Source organism: Mucilaginibacter galii, assembly GCF_014635825.1.
Taxonomy (GTDB): domain Bacteria; phylum Bacteroidota; class Bacteroidia; order Sphingobacteriales; family Sphingobacteriaceae; genus Mucilaginibacter; species Mucilaginibacter galii.
Genome location: NZ_BMDO01000001.1, coordinates 484,784 through 504,953, shown reverse-complemented (window position 1 = coordinate 504,953; position 20,170 = coordinate 484,784). Strand labels below are relative to the sequence as shown.

Annotated in this window: 20 protein-coding genes; 7 read left to right on the top strand and 13 right to left on the bottom strand. The window is 42.5% G+C overall.

Going from position 1 to position 20,170, the window contains the following annotated elements; translation table 11 throughout:
- Window positions 1–21: 21 nt before the first annotated feature.
- The gene (gene trxB, locus IEV61_RS02205; RefSeq protein WP_188413370.1) at window positions 22–987 is read right to left on the bottom strand and encodes a thioredoxin-disulfide reductase; all 966 of its coding nucleotides are present in this window, start codon (window positions 985–987) and stop codon (window positions 22–24) included.
- Between the two features lie 187 nt (window positions 988–1,174).
- Window positions 1,175–1,561: a helix-turn-helix domain-containing protein gene (locus IEV61_RS02200; RefSeq protein WP_188413368.1), complete on the bottom strand. Its 387-nt coding sequence runs from the start codon at window positions 1,559–1,561 to the stop codon at window positions 1,175–1,177.
- A 117-nt stretch (window positions 1,562–1,678) separates the two neighbouring features.
- On the opposite strand from IEV61_RS02200, the gene IEV61_RS02195 reads away from it, so the two are divergent.
- Complete coding sequence (locus IEV61_RS02195; RefSeq protein ID WP_188413366.1) at window positions 1,679–1,954, top strand: hypothetical protein; 276 nt, start codon at window positions 1,679–1,681, stop codon at window positions 1,952–1,954.
- A 32-nt stretch (window positions 1,955–1,986) separates the two neighbouring features.
- A complete protein-coding gene (locus tag IEV61_RS02190) occupies window positions 1,987–2,223 on the top strand; it encodes a hypothetical protein (protein ID WP_188413364.1) in 237 nt (78 codons plus the stop codon).
- A gap of 48 nt (window positions 2,224–2,271) precedes the next feature.
- On the opposite strand, the gene IEV61_RS02185 is transcribed toward IEV61_RS02190, so the two are convergent.
- The 4 genes from IEV61_RS02185 to IEV61_RS02170 form a co-directional block, all read right to left on the bottom strand.
- A complete protein-coding gene (locus tag IEV61_RS02185) occupies window positions 2,272–2,856 on the bottom strand; it encodes an LOG family protein (RefSeq protein ID WP_188413362.1) in 585 nt (194 codons plus the stop codon).
- A 54-nt stretch (window positions 2,857–2,910) separates the two neighbouring features.
- Window positions 2,911–4,449, bottom strand: a complete 1,539-nt coding sequence (locus IEV61_RS02180; RefSeq protein WP_188413360.1) for a carboxylesterase/lipase family protein — start codon at window positions 4,447–4,449, stop codon at window positions 2,911–2,913.
- Between the two features lie 185 nt (window positions 4,450–4,634).
- Entirely contained in the window at window positions 4,635–6,104 is a 1,470-nt protein-coding gene (gene guaB / locus IEV61_RS02175; RefSeq protein ID WP_188413358.1) for an IMP dehydrogenase, read from the bottom strand.
- Window positions 6,105–6,347: 243 nt separating this feature from the next.
- A complete protein-coding gene (locus tag IEV61_RS02170; protein ID WP_188413356.1) occupies window positions 6,348–7,343 on the bottom strand; it encodes an aldo/keto reductase in 996 nt (331 codons plus the stop codon).
- Window positions 7,344–7,654: 311 nt separating this feature from the next.
- On the opposite strand from IEV61_RS02170, the gene IEV61_RS02165 reads away from it, so the two are divergent.
- The 5 genes from IEV61_RS02165 to IEV61_RS02145 all read left to right on the top strand — a co-directional run bounded on the left by IEV61_RS02165 (window position 7,655) and on the right by IEV61_RS02145 (window position 14,210).
- Window positions 7,655–9,523, top strand: a complete 1,869-nt coding sequence (locus tag IEV61_RS02165; RefSeq protein ID WP_188413354.1) for a tetratricopeptide repeat-containing sensor histidine kinase — start codon at window positions 7,655–7,657, stop codon at window positions 9,521–9,523.
- A gap of 71 nt (window positions 9,524–9,594) precedes the next feature.
- Complete coding sequence (locus tag IEV61_RS02160; RefSeq protein ID WP_188413352.1) at window positions 9,595–11,646, top strand: BatA domain-containing protein; 2,052 nt, start codon at window positions 9,595–9,597, stop codon at window positions 11,644–11,646.
- 44 nt (window positions 11,647–11,690) lie between these two features.
- The gene (locus tag IEV61_RS02155) at window positions 11,691–12,944 is read left to right on the top strand and encodes a dihydroorotase (protein WP_188413350.1); all 1,254 of its coding nucleotides are present in this window, start codon (window positions 11,691–11,693) and stop codon (window positions 12,942–12,944) included.
- Between the two features lie 11 nt (window positions 12,945–12,955).
- The gene (locus IEV61_RS02150; protein ID WP_188413348.1) at window positions 12,956–13,630 is read left to right on the top strand and encodes a hypothetical protein; all 675 of its coding nucleotides are present in this window, start codon (window positions 12,956–12,958) and stop codon (window positions 13,628–13,630) included.
- 13 nt (window positions 13,631–13,643) lie between these two features.
- Window positions 13,644–14,210, top strand: a complete 567-nt coding sequence (locus IEV61_RS02145; RefSeq protein ID WP_188413346.1) for a DUF4199 domain-containing protein — start codon at window positions 13,644–13,646, stop codon at window positions 14,208–14,210.
- Between the two features lie 79 nt (window positions 14,211–14,289).
- Here IEV61_RS02145 and IEV61_RS02140 read toward each other — a convergent pair whose 3' ends face one another.
- The 7 genes from IEV61_RS02140 to IEV61_RS02110 all read right to left on the bottom strand — a co-directional run bounded on the left by IEV61_RS02140 (window position 14,290) and on the right by IEV61_RS02110 (window position 20,118).
- Window positions 14,290–14,679, bottom strand: coding sequence for a hypothetical protein (locus IEV61_RS02140; RefSeq protein WP_188413344.1), 390 nt, complete (start codon window positions 14,677–14,679; stop codon window positions 14,290–14,292).
- A 56-nt stretch (window positions 14,680–14,735) separates the two neighbouring features.
- Window positions 14,736–15,374 carry a response regulator transcription factor gene (locus IEV61_RS02135; protein ID WP_188413342.1) on the bottom strand — a complete coding sequence of 213 codons (639 nt, stop codon included), beginning with the start codon at window positions 15,372–15,374 and terminating at the stop codon, window positions 14,736–14,738.
- On the bottom strand, window positions 15,364–16,170 hold the full coding sequence (locus IEV61_RS02130; RefSeq protein ID WP_188413341.1) for a sensor histidine kinase: 807 nt from the start codon (window positions 16,168–16,170) through the stop codon (window positions 15,364–15,366). The genes IEV61_RS02135 and IEV61_RS02130 overlap by 11 nt, the downstream gene beginning before the upstream one ends.
- Window positions 16,131–16,799, bottom strand: coding sequence for a hypothetical protein (locus IEV61_RS02125; protein ID WP_188413339.1), 669 nt, complete (start codon window positions 16,797–16,799; stop codon window positions 16,131–16,133). Before IEV61_RS02125 ends, IEV61_RS02130 begins: the two co-directional genes overlap by 40 nt.
- 3 nt (window positions 16,800–16,802) lie before the next feature.
- The gene (locus IEV61_RS02120; protein WP_188413337.1) at window positions 16,803–17,234 is read right to left on the bottom strand and encodes a hypothetical protein; all 432 of its coding nucleotides are present in this window, start codon (window positions 17,232–17,234) and stop codon (window positions 16,803–16,805) included.
- Window positions 17,235–17,573: 339 nt separating this feature from the next.
- Window positions 17,574–18,902, bottom strand: a complete 1,329-nt coding sequence (gene rseP / locus IEV61_RS02115) for an RIP metalloprotease RseP (protein WP_188413336.1) — start codon at window positions 18,900–18,902, stop codon at window positions 17,574–17,576.
- 16 nt (window positions 18,903–18,918) lie between these two features.
- Window positions 18,919–20,118, bottom strand: a complete 1,200-nt coding sequence (locus IEV61_RS02110; protein ID WP_188413335.1) for a 1-deoxy-D-xylulose-5-phosphate reductoisomerase — start codon at window positions 20,116–20,118, stop codon at window positions 18,919–18,921.
- Window positions 20,119–20,170: the final 52 nt, after the last annotated feature.

Genomic DNA, 20,170 nt, shown 5'->3' with positions numbered 1-20,170 from the left:
CTGAAACAGGAAATAGGAGTGTTATTGATGGGCCATTACTTCTTCGGCTTCTTTGTCAGCCAGGTAACGTTCGGCATCCAGGGCGGCCATACAACCGGTACCGGCGGCAGTTACGGCCTGGCGGTAAATGTTGTCTTGCGCATCACCACAGCAAAATACGCCTTCTATATTGGTTTGGGTAGTACCGGGCTTGGTTTTAATATAGCCGGTTTCATCCATATCAATAACGCCTTTAAAAATATCGGTATTAGGGTGGTGGCCGATAGCTACGAAAAAGCCGGTTACATCCAATACTTTTTCTTCACCGGTTTGATTATTAACAATAGCTACGCCATTGACACCCTGTTGGTTACCCAAAATTTCCTTGGTTTCGGTGTTATATAATATTTCGATGTTGGGAGTATTTTGCACACGGCTAACCATAGCTTTTGATGCTCTGAATTCACCTCTGCGTACCAGCATATATACTTTGCGAGCCAGTTTAGCAAGGTAGGTAGCTTCTTCGGCAGCGGTATCACCGGCACCAACAATGGCTATATCCTGACCACGGAAAAAGAAACCGTCGCACACGGCACATGCAGAAACGCCAAAACCGTTGTATTTTTGCTCAGATTCCAGTCCCAGCCATTTAGCCGATGCACCTGTAGAAATGATCACGGTATCAGCTGTAATCGTCTTTACTTCATCTACCACCACCTTATGCGGCAGGCTCGAGAAGTCAACAGAACTTACGTATCCAAAGCGTATATCGGTACCAAAACGTTCGGCTTGTTTGCGGAAATCTTCCATCATTTCGGGTCCCATAATCCCTTGCGGGTAACCTGGAAAGTTCTCTACATCAGTAGTTTGGGTTAACTGACCGCCGGCCAGCATGCCGGTATATAAAACAGGCTTCAGATCGGCGCGGGCAGCATAAATAGCAGCCGTATAACCGGCTGGCCCCGAACCAATGATAAGACATTTAACGTGTTCTGTTTCTTGAGACATCAGCAATGATATTTAAGCTACAAATTTAAGCTTTTAAATAGGTTACCGCAATGCTGCACGGTCAATTAATTGACATGCTTTTGTGATACTACGCTTATAGTTTTCGTTTAACTAATACTATTTAACGCTTTAGCTTCTTTTTTGCTTTTAGGTTAGTACTAAGTCTCACAGGACTTTACGGATTGAATTACCTATCCCTGCTCAGCAATTCAATGATCTTTTCTTTATCCTTCAACTGGCTTTCCAGCAGGCTGATCTGCTTTCTTAAACCCTCCTTTTCTGAGCCATATTGGGCAGGCGGCTCAGCTAAATTAAAAGATGATGATGCTGTTTCGTAAGATGACGCCGAAGAATGATCGTCAAAGAAATAGGCTACTGGCTGCCTCAAAACTTCAGATACCTTCTTGAGCGTTTTTACCTTAATGCTGTCGGTCGACAGCATTTTGTAAAACCCGGCTTCGGTCATCTCAATGTGTTTAGCCAGATCAGATAACGTAATGCCCAGCGCCTTGGCCTGTTGCCTTATGTTGCGCTCAATAACACTAAAAAAATTATCTGATTGTTTAACAGCCATTTTAACTAAATAAATATAAAAATTAAACTAAAATTGTATATTTACTAAACTTTATTTTAGTTTGGTGTTTGTAATATATTACAAAACTTGGAAAATTTTTACTGAATACACAAATTTATGAGCGAAATTAAGTTTAAGTATAAAATTGATGAGTTATTGAAGAAGTTTTCAATTACTCAGTACAGACTGGCTATGCGGATGATACCAGAACAATTAAATGTAAGTGCTAAAACTTTTGCCAATTATCGCAATATTAAACTAAACGATAGTCAGGATATTCCGCATGAGAAAGTGGTAATTTTAGAAAATTTATTTGATTTGGCAGCCGGTAAGCTTCAAAATTTCGTAGTTACTATAAAGCCTATTACTGAATTTACTGAAACAAACATTTAAAACACGTAACAAAAAACGTATATTTAACAAATATGGATTCACAAAACCACCAGTACTTTGCCGGCTTGCTGGAAGAACAGCGATCTAAGCAACTGGCTTTCGATGAACAAATAACACTCGAACTTTTAGGCCTTGAAGAACCGGTTTCTGATAAAGATAACCGACAGGAATACATGAAATATTTAGCTAACCGCATACTCCAAATAAACAGTCTTATGGAAAAGTGGCTAAATGCTATTGAACTCAATGTTGACCGCTTTGTCAAATAAAACTCAGGCACTAAATACTCCTCATAGGGAGACATTCTTATTTATATATTAAATTAAATTACGGTCTTTAAACCATACGTCGTCAGGCTCTGCTTTAAAGCCTTCCATAAGGTTAACTAATTCAATGGGATTAGCCGAGGTTAATACCAGTTCACGGTTTACAGGTTTCAGAAAACGTTGCTCTACCATTACGTCCATTTGCTTGAGTAGGAAGTCGTAAAAGCCATTTACATTCAGTATACCAATGGGCTTTTGATGAAGGCCCAGCTGTAACCAGGTAAGCACCTCAAAAAATTCTTCAAGGGTGCCAAAGCCGCCGGGCAGTGTCATGATTCCATCGCACAGATCATTCATCATTTGCTTGCGCTGATGCATGTTTTCAACCAGATGCAACTCCGTTAAACCTGTGTGGCCTACTTCTTTGTTCAGTAAAAATTCCGGGATAACTCCTATGGCCTTACCGCCTTGTTTCAACACGGCATCGGCAATCATACCCATTACACCTACACGGCCGCCACCAAATACAAGCGCTATATTGCGGCTAACCATCACTTGTGCCAGTTGTTCAATTGCTTCGGTGAGTATTGGGTCGCCGTTAAAATTAGCGCCGCAGAATACGCAGATTGATTTCATTTTGGGTTGATTTTTGATTGGTTGATTGTGTTAAGTAGTTGTATATATGGTCAGTTATTTAACTGGCTTCTGATTGGACATATCATCAAGAAGCGAATATCGTTTTGCACTTTTCTCGGGCTGTAAGTGGCTGTTTACATCAATAACCATAACCTGCCTGGGCATATTGCCTTTTAAAGCGTTCCAGTTGGGTAAGCCGCTACCGTCTGGATTGCCGGTTTTAATGAAATTAACGAAATAGCCCTGTAAAGTTTCGGCTACCTTGAAATCATCTGCAGTCCAATTGTAGGTTTTGTTGTATTGCAAATTGCCCAAAGCATATTCTATTTCGGCCGAATGTACGGCACCCGACGCTTTTTCAGGATCACCGCGCTTGCGGGTATAATAATAAAGATAAACGGGCTTACCGCCTGTTTGGCTTTGCATATGTGCAAATTTCCATGTAGCAAAGGCAATAAAGCGGTCAGATGCTAACTCGGTAGCTACCTGCTTTACCTCGTCGTTATTAGTTGCCGGGTATACTTCCAATACCTGATTGGCTTTATTGCCATATAATTTCTGAACTGCATTTTTATAAGCCTCAGGCGTAGGTTCATCTTTGCCTAAAATAGAATGATAGTCGCCTTCGGCAGAGTTCCAGCCTGCTAACAATGGAATATGCATTTGTTTACCTTCTTCAAATATTTTAGCGGGTAATTGTGGTAGAAGATACCCGTCTACAGTAGATGGAAAACGGGTATTGGCAGTAAGTGCTAAAAGCGTATCAGCAGAAAGATTACGCAAATCTGCGAGGCTTTTTGCACCAATATTGCTCGCAAAAGCTGCACCAAACTGTTCAGCATCGGTATGCGAAACCGGCGATAAATTGGCAAGCAAAGCACCACTCTCGCCAATAGCACGTGCAAATAGGCCTTTAGAAAGCGGAGAGGCTACCTGTGCACTTACAGACATTGAACCCGCCGATTCGCCTGCAATAGTTACTTGGTTAGGGTCGCCGCCAAAAGCTGCAATGTTTTTCTGTACCCATAGCAGAGCGGCATGCTGATCCAATAATCCATAATTACCCGAGGCCTGGTAAGGCGATTCTTTAGTCAATTCTGGATGTGCCAGGAAACCGAATATACCCAGGCGATAATTTACGGTAATAGCCACGATGCCTTTTTTGGCCATGCTTTCGCCATCATACCTGCCTTCAGAACCATCGCCTGCTATAAAGCCTCCACCGTAAAAGTAAACTAACACGGGCAGTTTTTCTTTGGATGATTTGGCGGGCGTCCAAACGTTCAGGTACAGGCAATCTTCGCTTTTACCATCGCTTCTGAAAATCATATCGCTGTAAATGGCACGTTGCATAGCCTGCGGGCCAAAGTGATCGGCTTTGCGTACGCCCTGCCAGTTTTGCGGCGCTTGTGGTTCTCTCCAGCGCAAATTGCCCACTGGCGGCTGGGCAAAAGGCACGCCCTTAAAAGAATGAATACCGCTGGTTTCTACAACGCCCTGCAATATGCCATTGGAAGTTTTTACCTGCGGCGCATCTTGTGCGTAGGCGCCAAAACCAATGAGTACAAGTAATAATGATTTGAATATTTTCATAAGAGATGAGAACTGATAATTGGTTAACAAATTTAGCGTTATTTAGCAACCAGCAATGTTATGAAACGAAAAAAGGTTATTAAGCTGCCGGGTGGCAACTCAATAACCTTAATCTGTAAAGTTTGTCTGTCGGATACCTAATCAAACGGCTAATGCTTTGACAAGCTCGGCATGACAGACATTAACTACCGACTATAGTTCGGAGCTTCTTTTGTAATGGTAATATCGTGCGGGTGCGATTCGCGGATACCGGCTGCTGTAATGCGTACAAAGCGGGCTTGTTGCAAGGCCTCAATGTTTTTAGCACCGCAGTAACCCATACTGGCTTTTAAGCCACCTACAAACTGGTAAGTAATTTCGGCCAGAGTACCTTTTAATGGAACACGACCCACAATACCTTCCGGAACTAACTTCTTGATGTCATCTTCTACGTCCTGGAAATAACGGTCTTTCGAACCTGATTCCATGGCCTCGATAGAACCCATGCCGCGATAAGATTTAAAGCGACGGCCTTCGTAAATGATAGTTTCACCCGGCGATTCTTCAACACCGGCAAACAATGAACCAGCCATGATAGAGCTTGCACCGGCAGCAATGGCTTTGGCAATATCGCCTGTGTGCTTAATACCGCCATCGGCAATAACAGGTACGCCTGTACCTTCTAATGCCTTGGCGCATTCGTAAACGGCATATAGTTGCGGTACACCTACACCGGCAATAATACGGGTAGTGCAAATACTACCAGGGCCAATACCCACTTTAACGGCATCGGCACCGGCTTCGGCCAGTGCACGGGCGGCATCGGCAGTGGCAATATTGCCGGCTATTACCTGTAGATCGGGGTATTTGGCTTTAACTTCTTTTAATTTATTGATTACGCCTTTAGAGTGGCCATGCGCAGTATCTATGGCAATAACATCAACCCCGGCTTTTACCAATGCATCTACACGTTCCATGGTATCGGCAGTTACGCCAACAGCAGCACCTACCCTTAGGCGGCCATGCTCGTCTTTACAGGCAATAGGGTAGTTTTTAAATTTTTGGATATCTTTAAAGGTAATGAGTCCGCAAAGGCGGCCATCAGCATCTACCACAGGTAATTTCTCAATTTTGTGATTTTGCAATATTTCTTCGGCTTGGGTAAGGCTGGTTTTAAGCGGAGCGGTAATGAGGTTTTCGGTGGTCATTACCTCACGTACCGGCTTGGTCATGATCTTTTGGAAACGAAGGTCGCGGTTGGTTACAATACCTTTCAGTTTGCGTTCGGCATCAATAACAGGGATACCACCAATGCGGTACTCACGCATAATTTTAATAGCATCGGCCACAGTAGCATTTTCATCAAGCGTAACCGGGTCCTGGATCATGCCGCTTTCTGAACGTTTTACTTTACGCACCTCATCGGCCTGACCTTGAATACTCATGTTTTTGTGCAGCATACCCAAACCACCGGCTTGTGCAATGGCTATAGCCAAAGCTGATTCGGTTACGGTATCCATAGCGGCCGAAACAATAGGAATGTTCAGTTTGATTTTCTTGGTCAGATACGAACTCGTATCAACTTCGCGCGGTAAAACTTCTGAATAAGCCGGTAAAAGCAGTACGTCATCGTACGTTAAACCTTCGGCAACAAATTTGGAGGGGTCGAGCTGCATGGCAAATAATTTTGTTATTTGCCGGGCAAAGCTAAGTTTAAATCTGCAGATGTGCAAATGAGCATATCTGCAGATAGTTGAAATGACAATCGAATGTAGAAGCAGACTGCTACATTAAGCAGTTTACACGTCATAAGTTAACTTTGTGAACTTAGGGAGTAAAAAAGATCCCGTTTAAAGCCGTTTGGGTTGACTATTGGAACGGGATTCTTGAATATTGATAATGACAGGCGTTATGTTTATTTAATTTATAAGGTGCACTTTATCCAGTTCTCCGGTAATAAAAGCCATTTCATCATCATTCAATTTGATCTCAATGGCTTTTGCATTTTGCGAGGCCTGCTCCGCGTTGCGGGCACCAACAAGGGCCACAGTTATGCCCGGGCGGTTTATGGTCCAGCGGATAACTAACTGTCCTAATGTGGCGTTCTTTTCATCGGCAAGTGGCTTGATTTTAGCTAAGAATGCATTAGTGCGTTCAATGTTCTCGTCTTTAAAAAATTTAAGACCAGCACGGTGATCACCTTCGCCAAACTGTTGTCCCGGCTTCATTTTGCCGGTAAGCAAGCCGCGTTCCATAGGGCTATAGGCCAATATGCCTTTGTGGTGTTCTATGCAATAGGGTACAATGTCTGCTTCAATGTCGCGCTTAACCATGCTGAAGGGTGCTTGGTTTGAGGCAAGTTTGATGGTTTTTTCAGCTTCTTCCATTTGGCTTGCACTGTAGTTACTAACACCAGCTTCGCGTATTTTGCCTTGTTCTTTCAACAGCAGTATAGCCTCCATAGTTTCGGCAATAGGTGTGCTGTCATCGGGCCAATGTATCTGGTACAGATCAATGTAATCGGTACCCAGTCGCTTAAGGCTATCTTCGCATTCCTTAATAATACTCTCTTTGGCGGCATATTTATAAACATCTAAATCTTTGCCTTCATTATCCTTTGATTTAAAACCAAATGTACCTTTAGCCAAATCCCAGCGCATGCCATATTTGGTAAGTATTTGCACTTTATCGCGCGCTATGTCTTTAATGGCCTGGCCAACCAGTTCCTCGCTCTTTCCCTGTCCGTAAATAGGAGCGGTATCAATGCTGGTTATGCCTAAATCATAGGCCGCTTTCATTGCGTTTATAGCTTCATTATCGTCATTTCCACCCCACATCCATCCACCCGCAGCCCAGGCGCCAAAGGTAATAGCCGAAACCTCGAGATTGGTTTCTCCCAATTTTCTGTATTCCATATTTGTAAATTATTATTGATACGGAAACAGCTAAAATGCAGTAATGTTCGTATTAGGTAAAAAGGGGAAAATAATAAGTGTAAGGCATGATTTTATTTTTACTTTAAAGAAAGGCGAAATTTCGTTTCTTTTAAATAAATTTTTTTACAACAATTAACCTGTTTAATCGTAAGAGAAACAGTAAATTTAGCCTCTAAACCGAGGCTATAATCCATATTCAGAACCAATAGTTGTTACCCGTCGATACTTATAATTACCAGTTAGTAAATTTGCTTCTCCTCAGAAAAAGCAAGAGGATATTTTTTAAAAGCTTGTTCGTATGGGCAGCTCTGGTGTTTACACTTGAGGTTAATGCCAAGTCTAAAGATGCCAGGCATCATCCTAAAATTACCGCTTACGTAGATTCGCTTAACAGCAAGGCTGCGCGTTTAATAAGGCGTGATGCAGGTAGTGCTTTTACTTTGCTAACCGAAGCAGAGCTGCTGGCCACCGAATACAAATACGATAAAGGTTTAGCCATTGTTTACCTTAACCAAGCTGAAGTTTTGAGTCAGCGTGGTTACTCGCAGCGTGCGCTCGAATTATACTACCGTTCTATGCAGCTGAGCATGCATAATAAAGATATTTATAATGTAGCCCGTGCCGAGCAGCATATAAGCTCTATAAAGCGTAAAGGCGGTAGTTTGGCAGAGGCAGGCATTTTATTGCAGCGTACGCTTAGCATATTTACCAGACTTAATAAGCCTGTTGATATGGTTAACATACTGCTGCGCCTTGGCTTGTTGCGTACCGATCAAAAGCAATATGATGACGCCAGGCATTATTACGACCAGGCCTTTCAGCTTAGTAAAAAAATAGCGTATTCGTTCGGGGAAAAGAAGAGTTATTACGACAGAGCTCTGCTGTTGAAAACGCTGAATAAGCCCGATTCGGCTATTTATTATTTGAACAAAGCCCTGCATATTGATACCATAACTAAAGATGATTATGGCATGGCACTGTCGTACATTGAACTAAGCCGCATTTATATTAACCTAAAGCAATATAACAAAGCCAAGCCCTATGCCAGGCTGGCTTATGCCAAGGCCGATAGCGTTGCGGCGTTGCCATTAGTTAAAACGGCTACCGAGTTGCTGCTTTACGTTAGTAAGGAAGCTCTGGATAAAGACGCGATCATAGAGTGGCAGGATCAGCTGCTTATTTTAGATAATACAATATCCGAACGCGAAAAGCGGGAATCGACAAACTTTATTGATGCTCTTCGCATGCAGGAAGACCAGCAGCTTAAAAGCCAGCAACGCATTAGTGAGGTAGAAAAGCAAACCCGCAAGCAAGACTCGTTATTACTGGTATATACAGCGCTGTTATTGGCAGGTTCAGCTGTGGTAATAACACTGGCTTACAACTTTCGCAAAGCCAAAAAGTACAGCGCTAACTTAAATGCCAAAAATAGCCACATAGAACAGCAAAACCAAAAATTGGAAGAAGACAGCGAGTTGAAAAGCAAGTTGATCTCTATCATGTCTCATGACTTGCGTAAACCTCTTGCTAATACGCAAAGCATTATTCAGTTGGTTAATATGGATCTGTTATCTCCCGAAGAGTTTAAAGATTTGTTTAAGCAACTGGAAGATCAGTATGCCCGAGTAATGGCACTTACCGATAATTTACTGTTTTGGATAAAAGGCCAGGTGAGTGGTGCCCCGGTTGAACTGGCGAAAGTACCTATGCAACAACTGGCAGACAGTGTTATAGAAGAACAAAAAATACCACTTACCGAAAAGGAGATCACAATAAGTAACCGGCTAACCCCCGGCTTTGTATGGCTAAACGAAACCGAAATGCTACGCATCGTTCTTAGAAATTTGCTCAGTAACGCCGTGAAGTTTACGCCGGCTGGTGGCATTATCGAAATTTATGGTAGCAATACTGCCTCCGAAACATCTATTACGGTGAAAGATACGGGGATAGGAATGAGCCCGCAGGCCATAGAGCGCATTAACGATGAAAGCTATTACACCACCAAAGGTACCCAAAATGAAGAAGGCAGCGGCTTTGGCTTAATGCTTATTCGCGACTTGGTTAAGAAGCATAACGGTAAATTAACAATTGAGAGTACGCAGGGCCAGGGGAGCGCTTTTACCATCAGCTTTCCGCCATCCGTGTTTATAAAGGCATAATTGTTGGTATTTTGCCTCATTAAGGTATATTTGCTATAAGTACATCTATCTTCATACCACGGATATAATTAATGCAATTTATCTATCCTGCCTTTTTGTTCGCTTTGCTCTCACTGGCTATACCGGTGCTGGTGCATTTATTCAATTTCAGGCGGTACCAAAAGGTATATTTCAGTAATGTACAGTTTCTTAAAGAGGTAAACGAGCAGCAATCTTCAAGACGTAACCTGCGCGAAAGGCTGATACTGGCCAGCCGCTTACTGGCACTTACATTTTTAGTGCTGGCGTTTGCCCGTCCATACCTCCCTAACCAAAATACCATTACACCCGGTGTGCAACAAGCCATAAGCATTTTTGTAGATAACTCTTACTCTATGCAAACGCTAAGTCCCGAGGGCAGTTTGTTAGATGAGGCCAAGCGCAGAGCCAAAGAAATTGCCGCTGCCTATTCTATTAATGACCGCTTTCAATTGCTTACGCAGGATTTTGAGGGCAAACATCAACGCCTGCTAAACCGCCAGGAGTTTAATGATGCGGTTGATGCCGTTAATATTGGACCTCAAAGCCGTACTTTGCAACAGATTGTACTACGGCAACAAAGCTTATTACAAAACAGACCGGGTGGATTGTCGTCTGCATATATCATTTCCGATTTTCAGAGAGAGGCCACGGGCACTTCGGCTACAAAAGCAGATAGCGGCTTCAGGGTAAATTTAGTGCCATTGCGTGCCAATGTGCTACCCAATGTAGCTGTTGATTCGGTTTGGCTTATTGGTGCCGTGCATCGCCCAAACGAAACAGAGAAACTGGTAGTTAAACTACATAATTACGCTGCCGAAGATGCCAAAGGCATTCCTTTAAAGCTACTCATCAACGGCACGCAAAAAGCACTGGGCAGTTTTGATATTAAGGCTCGTGGAAACCGCCAGGATACACTTACTTTTTCAGGGCTGCAAGCTGGCTGGCAGCAAGCTAAAATTGAGTTGCAGGATAATCCTGTTATTTTTGATAACGACTTTTACTTTACCTTTAATGTAAAAGCCGGTATGCCGGTGCTATTGGTAAACGGGGGGCAGCCCAACAAATACCTGCAAGCTGCTTTTGGTGCCGACCCGTTTTTTACACCTGTAAATAGTAATGAAGGCAGCGTGAACTATGCCGGGTTAAACACTTTTCCTTTAGTGGTGTTGAGCGACATAAAAAGTATAGCCACAGGGCTTGCCCAGCAATTAAGAGCATACGTGGCCAAAGGCGGTACGCTCGCCGTTTTCCCTGCTGCTGATGCAGATCTTTCGAGTTATCGTGCTTTACTGCAACCGGCAGGTGCGGCATACCCCGAAAAGTTGGTTACCGAAAACATCCGAGTAAATACGCTGAATACTCAAAATACTCTATTTAAATCGGTGTTTGAAGATGTACCCCGCAATCCTGATTTGCCCTTGGTGCAAAAATATTATCAACTAAGCTCGGCCACGCAAACCAGTAGCGAAAGTCTTATGGAGTTACCCGGCCGACAACCCTTTTGGGCGGGCTACCGTAGCGGTAACGGCAAAATTTATGTATCGGCCGTGCCATTGCAAGAAGATTTTAGCAACCTGCCCCGTCATGCATTGTTGCTGCCTATTTTATACCGCATGGCACTGGTAAGCGGCCACGACCAGCCTTTATTTTACACCATTGGTCATGATGCTGCCATAGAAGCGCCGCCCGTACAAATGAGTGAAAAGCAGGTTTTGAAACTTGTAAAAGGTACACAAACTCTTATTCCCGATGCAAGGCAGCAGGAAGGAAATACCTTGCTTTACCTGGCCGACCAGGTGCAGCAGCCTGGTAATTATCAGCTTAAAAAGCAGGATAGTGTGGTGGCCGTTATTGCTTTTAATAACAACAGGATGGAGTCTGATCTTACTTATTTAGACAAAAGCGCACTTGATAAATTACTGCCTGCCAAGAGTGCGGTTTTGCAGCCGGGCAAGGGCTCTATGCAGGGGTTAATAGCCGATACAAATTTTGGCCTGCAATTATGGAAACTTTGTATAATTTTGACCCTGATTTTCATCGCAGCCGAAATAGCGCTTGTACGGTTTTACCGGGTAAATAAGCAGCTGGTTTCGGGTAGCTGATCTTCACTTATTAATTGCGTAAGCATCATAAAGCCTCCTAATACATGAATTTGCTCATCAAATCTGCTACCATTCTGTACCCCGGCTCGCCGTTTCACCAGCAAACTGCCGATATTTTAATAGAGAACGGACTCATTAAAACTATTGCCGAAAGTATTGAAGCCGATGTTGAAATATTTGATGCAAAAGGCAGTTATTTATCGCCCGGTTTTTTTGATTTGAACTGTAACATGGGCGAACCCGGCCTGGAAACCAAGGAAGACCTTAACACCGGTTTGCAGGCAGCAGCAGCAGGCGGCTTTACCGGTGTTGCTTTAATGCCCGATACGCAGCCACCCGTGCATTCTAAAACAGAAGTAGCCTATCTTGTTAATAAAACTAAGGAAAATTTGGTAGACGTATATCCTTTAGGTACGATATCGCATCAACGCGAGGGTAAAGACATGGCAGAAATGTACGACATGTACCTTAGCGGTGCTAAAGCCTTTACTGATGGTAAGCGCCCGGTTAAAGATGCAGGGCTTATGGAACGCGCTTTGCTTTATGCCCAGGGCTTTAATGCGCTTGTTTTTTCTTACCCCGAAGATGTAGCCATAGCCGGTAAGGCAAAAGTGCATGAAGGCGTGGTAAGTACGCTACTGGGTATGAAAGGCATCCCCTCGCTGGCCGAGGAACTGATGATTGCGCGTGACCTTTACCTGGCCGAGTATACCGGCTCTGCAATTCATTTCAGCACTATATCCACCGCACGTTCGGTAGCTTTAATTGGCGAAGCTAAGCGCAAAGGACTACGGGTAACTTGCGATGTGGCCGCCCATCATCTGATACTCACCGACGAGGCCTTATTAGGTTTTGACAGCCTGTACAAGGTGAAACCTCCACTGCGTACACAAACAGATATTGATGCCCTGCTACAGGGTTTAACCGATGGTACCATAGATGCTATTGTATCGCAGCATACGCCGCACGAAATAGAATTTAAAGAAATGGAGTTCGAAACTGCCGAATATGGAATGATTGGTTTGCAAACAACATTCTCATTAGCTTTACAAGCAGGATTACCCGTGGAATTAATTGTAGAAAAGCTGGCCATCAATCCGCGTAAGATATTAAATGTAAGCGCTGTTGTGTTAGAAGAGGGTCAGCCCGCTAATTTTGTTGTGTTTAATACCGATGATACCTGGACCTTCGATAAGCAAAACAATCGTTCTAAATCTGCCAATTCACCTTTCCTGGGGCAGAACTTAAAGGGAAAAATACTGTTAACCTGTAACAACAAACAGGTATATACCAATTAAAAAAGTAAAAAATGATAGATCCAATAATACAAAATGCCATAAGTGCAGCGCTGCTTTCGTATACTGCTTTTACACCTATTAATGTAGAGGTATTGACCACAGAGCTGGTAACGGTTTTTTCGTCAGATAAAGATTTTCTGGATAAGGTGAACGATATGGACGATGTGTTTGACGCACACCCTCATGCCGATAACCTGCGCGAAGTATTTTTCGACCTGCTGATGGTCAATTTTTTCAGTGCCGATATTAACCGCCTGGAAGAAGATTACCTGGATACCCAGGAATGGGCCGATATTGAGGAAGAAACCCTTGACCGCGGTACCGAACTGTTAAATTTATTGCTGTATTTGAACGAATGCCGCGACGAAGGTATAGAACCATCATTGGAAGATTACCTTACCGAGTTTTTACTGGTTGATGATGATGAGTTTCAGGATGAGCACCAGATATATGAACCCATTATTGCCAACCAAATCCTGGTAGAAAGTTCGCCGGAGGAAGTAAACAAGGTGGCCGTTAAGTTATCTGAAGATGCTGAGCTAAAAGACCTGTTCTATCCAATGATAACCTTTTTCCAAAATACGCAGCCAGGCAGCCGTGATAAGGAAGTAATAGCAGAATATGCCGTTGACCAAAGCTTTGATATGGCAGTTTTCGCTATACTCGAAACGCTGAATAAAGATTAAGGACAGGCCCGGAATGGAAGATATAAATTCGGCTGTACGAAAACAGGGCGCATTGCGCGGTGTGTTGTTTGGGTTAATAATGCTCGCTATAGATATATTGAAGCTGTATTACCTCGCTTATTGGGCTAAATCGCCCATCAACACGTTTATTATACTCTACCCGGTATATTACATCGTACTGTTCGGTATAGCCCTGTTTTTCATTAGCGGGTTAAGAAATAAAATAGGCCGGTACTGGACACTTAAACAAGCCATTACCGGCATTTTTATCCTGCTGTTTGTAAGTTCGGTAATCTGGAATAACGGGCTAACGCTTTTTTCGGCTAAGATCAACCCTGATGTTGCACAAAAAGCACACGTTGGTTTTGTTGAAACGCGCCGTGCAGCCATGCTATCGCAAAAACAACCTGTTGAAAAGATCAACAAAGAGGTGAAGAACATGAACGAAAACTTCTCGGCAGGCAGCCATATGACTGTTGCCAGCTTTTTTAGTTCTCTGTTTATCTCTATAATTCTGGTGTTTGCCGTATCGGCACTGTTGGGTGTGCTGTTTAAGCGCGAAAGAGTTGTTAGCCAATAATATGCTTAAAGTACAAAGGTTAGTTCACAAACACCTTAACAAAGCTTATTAAAAAGTATTGATCGGCCTCAGGCTGCGTTTAAGGCTGGGTTGTAACAACCGGTTTAATCGAAATCACACTGTCAACCACAAAATTACTTACACCGCGCCAGGGTAGGGTATGCAGGTATTCTTTATAATGCAATTCCAGGTAGGCACCGGCGCTGCTATTTAGCTTTTGCGCCACTTTTTCATCCGTTACCGAAAACATAAATTCATTAGATTGTATGTTGCCCTGTGCAGGCGTGCGTATACCGGTTTGTATTAAACGGCCCTCGTAGGTTTTAAACAAATAACCTTTATGAACAAAATAGTTCATGGTTCCGGCTTTCGTGCCATCGCCAAAAACGAAATAATAGCGGTAATAAAACACGCCAATAAATACTAATAAGAATACAACGGCTATAATAGAGATGATGCGCTTGTTCATAATGTGTGTATAACAACGCAAGGGCTAATTTGTAAGATAAATTTTACAAATAAGAATTATACCTCTATGAGTTTTTGTTTTATGGCATATAAAACCAATCCAACACGGCTTTTAATGTGTAATTTATCAAACAACTGGTCACGGTAACCATCTACAGTACGTGCACTCACGCACATTTTATCGGCAATTTCTTTATAGGTGAGTTCGGTAGCTGCCAGTTTTAAAAAGTCGGTTTCACGGTTGTTGAGTTTAACAGCTTCGGGTCGGTTTACGTTAGATACGAGATGCCGGGTTACAAACGCCGGGAAATACACCTCATGATTGGAAACCTTCTTCAGCGCCTCTTCAAATTCGTGAGGTTCGGCATCCTTTAATAAGTAGCCTTTTACACCAAGGCGCAGCATGGTCATTACCTTATCAGCATCCTCAAGCATAGATAATACGATAACCTTAATGTCGGGGTAGTTGGTTTTTAGCCATTGTGCTGTTTCAATGCCATTCATGTGCGGCATATTAATGTCGAGCAATATAATATCGGGCTTAGTTTGAGGATTGATCTTTTGGCTAAGCTCGAGGCCGTTGCTGGCTTCATACATAATTTTATAGCCCGGTATACTGTCTATTAAAGCAGCTATTCCGCTCCTGAACAAGCGATGGTCATCAACCAATACAATTTGGATAGCCTCAGTTAACATTTGTTTGTGATATATGATGGTTAAGTTGTAGGCTGATGGCGCATCCTTTTCCCGGCATGCTGTTTATAGTGGCAACGGCTCCAATAAGGGCGGCCCTGCTTTCTATATTTTTCAGCCCCGAGCCGTTAAAGCTACCGAGTTTATCTGCAACAGTAAAACCTTGTCCGTCATCAGCGAGGGTTAAATTAAAGGTTTCGGTGTTAAACTGCAAATTGATGGTAAAATTACGGGCATCGGCATGTTTAAGCGAGTTATTAAGTGCTTCCTGAAAAATGCGAAATAGCACGAGCTCGCATTGTTCGCCTAACTCGTAAGGCGTACCTTTAATATTGATGTTCAAATTTAGCAGGCCGCTTTTATTCATACGTTCAACCTCTGTCTCTATTGCTTTTAATAGCCCCAAATGAGCAAAATATTGAACGTTCAGGCTTTTTGAAAGATCGCGCAGATCGTTAATGGCTTTGGCTACCAGCTCGCGGCTGTCGTGCATTTTTTGCTGTAGCTGTTCCAGACTGCCGCCCGCCGGGTTTAAACTAAGCTTTACAAAGGATAGTACCTGGCCAATATTGTCATGTATCTCTCGCCCAATATTGGTTAACGTTTGCTCTTGTATTTCCAATTGAGCCTTTAGTAATTCGTGCTTGTAATTAGATTGCAGGTTAAGTTTTTCTAACAAATGCAGGTTACGGCGCTTACGATACACCAACACAATCATTACAATGAAGGCACCAAGAATTAAGAAAACAATGGTAATGGCTATGATTGCAGCTTCGAAGCTAAACGGTTGTTGCTGCATACAAAAATGGCTATACTAAAACAGATGTATTCAAATATAATAAGATTATTGTTGATGATATGAAAAAGATGAAAGCTCTCTTTTTGCATATGATTTTTAATAAAATAGGGCTGCATCAGGTTGTAAGTAAAATCGCCCAGATAGAATAAGAACAAGCCTATCGAGATCCAGAACATGGGCTCTTTGGGCAAGCTCAGCGGTTCTTTATCACTAAAAGCTTCATAAAAATAAAAGAAGACAAATACTATAATAAACACCGTACCTACTAGCATGGTATAGGTGTGAAAGTTATTAAAACCCTGTATGAAAAGTTGGTTAACTGCAGCCAGAACCACGTATAGTGGCATGGCATATAAAATGATATTCTTAAGAACTGCACTATTGATGTTCTTATAAAATAGAAAATAAAAGATTACAAACTCAATAACTGTAGTGATATTGAACAGGTTAACATTTTCTTTATAACGATGATGTATGCCCAGATAATTGCCGGTAAGCTCGGCCGCGACCGTCATTAATAGATAGGGTATCAATATTAAGAAAGGCGTTTTAAAAAGATTTTTGTAAAAAATAATGCTGGCTATTAAAGCCAGCATTTCTGCATAATTATATAACGAAAGTGTTAGCATCTATTATCCATTCAAGTCTGAACCTGCACATATGTCGTCAACCCCGGTATCGTGCTCGCTCCTGCCATCAAAAGGAGGGCATAAGGCGCCATGGTTGAAAGCTTCCAGCACGTTATATAAAAGTGGATCGGCATCGTCACTCATGTTCAATATATCCTGGTTTACGTTATCCTCCGTGCGGAGTGTTGGTACAAGCATTACAGTAACACGATTCTCATTATGTTCGGGGAACTCAGCATCATATTGGCCAAAATATATCTTAATACCGGCCTTGTCCAGCTTTTCTTTTCCGAGGTCTTCGCCCACCGCTACCAGGTAGTCCATCAGCTTATTATATTCGAAAAATGCCTGCTGTGTTTTGCCTCTGTTTTTATGGAGATAATTCTGGCGAATAGATTTTGCTTCGCTAAGGGTAATTGGTTGATCTTGTTTCATAATTTAAGTTTGCTATAAATATAGCTTTATGCACTTATAAAAAATACCCCGTGTTTTAACGGTATTCATATTGTGAAAGCCACCCGTAATTTACCGTATGAAAGCCATTTGAATTAAAATACATTCGCCGCAAATTAGCGCTTAAATATATATGCCTACCCTGTTTGCCTGCTTATTAAATAATGCATGGTATTCTATGTCTGAGCGTAGCTAATTTGCTTTTTTGTTCGTTTTAAGTTTAATAAAGTTAGTTTTAAAAAAAAGCCCTTCGCGAGGAAGGGCTTTTAGTTTTTAAGTATGTGTTAGCTTATTAGTGCTAAGTTGACGATTCAATTATCCTTATTTTTTAAATAACTTAAATATATCACTGCCAAATACAAACACCATTAGCGTTACTAAAATTACGAAGCCAACAATTTGTGCTTTTTCCAGGAACTTATCGCTCAACGGCTTGCCTTTGATCATCTCAATAATTAAAAATAAGGCGTGACCGCCATCTAAAGCCGGTATTGGCAGCAGGTTCATTAAAGCCAGTGCCATAGAGAGTAAACCAACCAGGCTCCAAAAGCGCAGCCAATCAATATGGCTACCAAACAATCTTGCAATGCCTATGGGGCTCGATAAGGCTTTTTGTGGCTTTACATCGCCGGTAAATACTTTGCCTAAACCTTTGGCATTATCGCTGAAGGTGCCCCAGGCTTTTGATGCGCCTACAGGTAGGGAACCAAAGAAACCGAACCTCAATGTTTTTTCTTCGGGAAGATCAAATTTTGGTACGAAACCTAACTGGCCTAACGAATCTACTTTAGCAGGTATTTTCCTGATTTCGTTGTTGTGCTTAATATCTAACTCGATGGCTTTGTTTTTACTGTTAAGCAGCACCTTATGAAACTCATCAAAGAACGCCACCTTTTGTTCGTTGATACCAACAATGCTATCGCCACGCTGTAAGCCAGCTGCTGCGGCGTTACTTTTGGGTTTAACTGATTCTATCGCAAATTTGGTACGGGGTATGCGGTTAATAAATTGCTCAATCCCTAAATCTGATACATCGTTCAATATGTTGGCGGGTACCGGTACATCAAGTTGTTGATTGTTCCGTTTAACCGTAAGTACGCTATTGCCCATTAATACTTTAGAGCTAATGAGATCTTCAAAGCGTTCTACCTTTTGGCCGTTCACGGCAGTTACCTGATCGCCGGGACGAAGGCCGATGTTCTCACCAATGGAGCCAGGTACGATACCGTATTTCAGACTTTCATTAGGGATATAAGTTTCACCGTATTTTATAGTAAGTACCCAAAAAATGAGGATACCCAAGATAATATTTACAAAAATACCACCAAGCATGACGATTAAACGTTGCCAGGCCGGTTTTGAACGGAATTCCCAAGGTTGCGGCGGACCTGCCATTTGCTCGGTATCCATAGATTCATCTATCATACCGGCAATTTTTACATAGCCGCCCAATGGCAACCAGCCCATACCGTATTCAACGCCTTTATAGTTAAATTTGAAAAGGCTTATATTCCAGGCATCAAAGAACAAATAAAATTTCTCTACTTTAATTCCGAAGGCACGGGCGGCTATAAAGTGGCCAAACTCGTGTAATATTACTAAAATTGAAAGGCCCAGTATTAACTGGCCTACCATGATCACTATGTCCATTCTGTTATTATACGTGCTAAACGCTCAAAGCCTTAAACGGCATTTGTGCAATTAAATTTTGTGCTAAGATGCGGGTTTCTTTATCAGTATTCAAATAATCTGCTAAAGATGGCTGTTTAATGGTGGGTATTTGCTGCATGCATTGTTCAATTACATGGCTCATTCCCAGGAAGCTTACACTATCTGTTAAAAAGCCGGCCACGGCCACTTCATTGGCTGCATTAACTATGCAGGGCATATTACCCGCAGTTTTTAAAGCCTCAAAAGCCAGCGCCAGGTTACGGAAGGTACCCGTGTCAGCCTTTTCAAAGGTGAGGGTAGGATAGGCAGTAAAATCGAATCGTTTGTAATTGTTTTTAATACGCTCGGGATAACCCAGTGCATACTGAATAGGCAGCTTCATATCGGGCAATCCCATCTGTGCTTTCATAGATCCATCCTGAAATTGAACCAGTGAATGTACAATGGATTGCGGGTGCACAATAACCTCAATTTGCTCCAATTGGAGATCAAACAACCACTTGGCTTCAATGACCTCCAGCCCTTTATTCATCAGCGAAGCCGAATCAATAGTGATTTTGGCGCCCATGACCCAGTTTGGATGCTTTAGCGCCTGATGCCGGGTAACGGTTTCTAAAAAACTGCTGTCTTTACCCCGAAAAGGGCCACCTGACGCCGTGAGAATGATTTTTTCTATAGGATTTTGCTCTTCACCTGCAAGGCATTGAAAAATGGCTGAATGTTCAGAGTCTACTGGCAAAAGCTTAACGTTATGCTGTTTAGCCAGTGATGTAATAAGTTCGCCGGCTACCACCAGTGTTTCTTTATTAGCTAAAGCAATATCCTTACCTGCCTTAACGGCGTTAATGGTAGGCTCTAAGCCGGCAAAGCCAACCATGGCGGTAAGCACAATGTCTAACTCTGGTAGGGTGACTATGCTTTTTACTTCATCATAACCGGCCAGCACCTGCGTTTTAGTGTGCGACAAGGCTTCTTTTACTTGCCCGTAAAGACTTTCGTCGCAAATGACGGCATAGGCCGGGGCAAATTTAAGTGCTTGTTCTATCAGCAAATCGGCGTTACGGTGAGCGGTAAGCACATGGGCTTTAAAGCGTTCCGGATTTTCGGCAATTACTTCAAGGGTTTGCGTGCCAATGCTGCCCGTAGAACCGAGAATGGCAATATGCTTTACAGGGAAATTAGATACGATATGCATTTATAATGGGCTATCCTAAGTACGTAACCCCGCAAAGGATGGTTTGTATTTT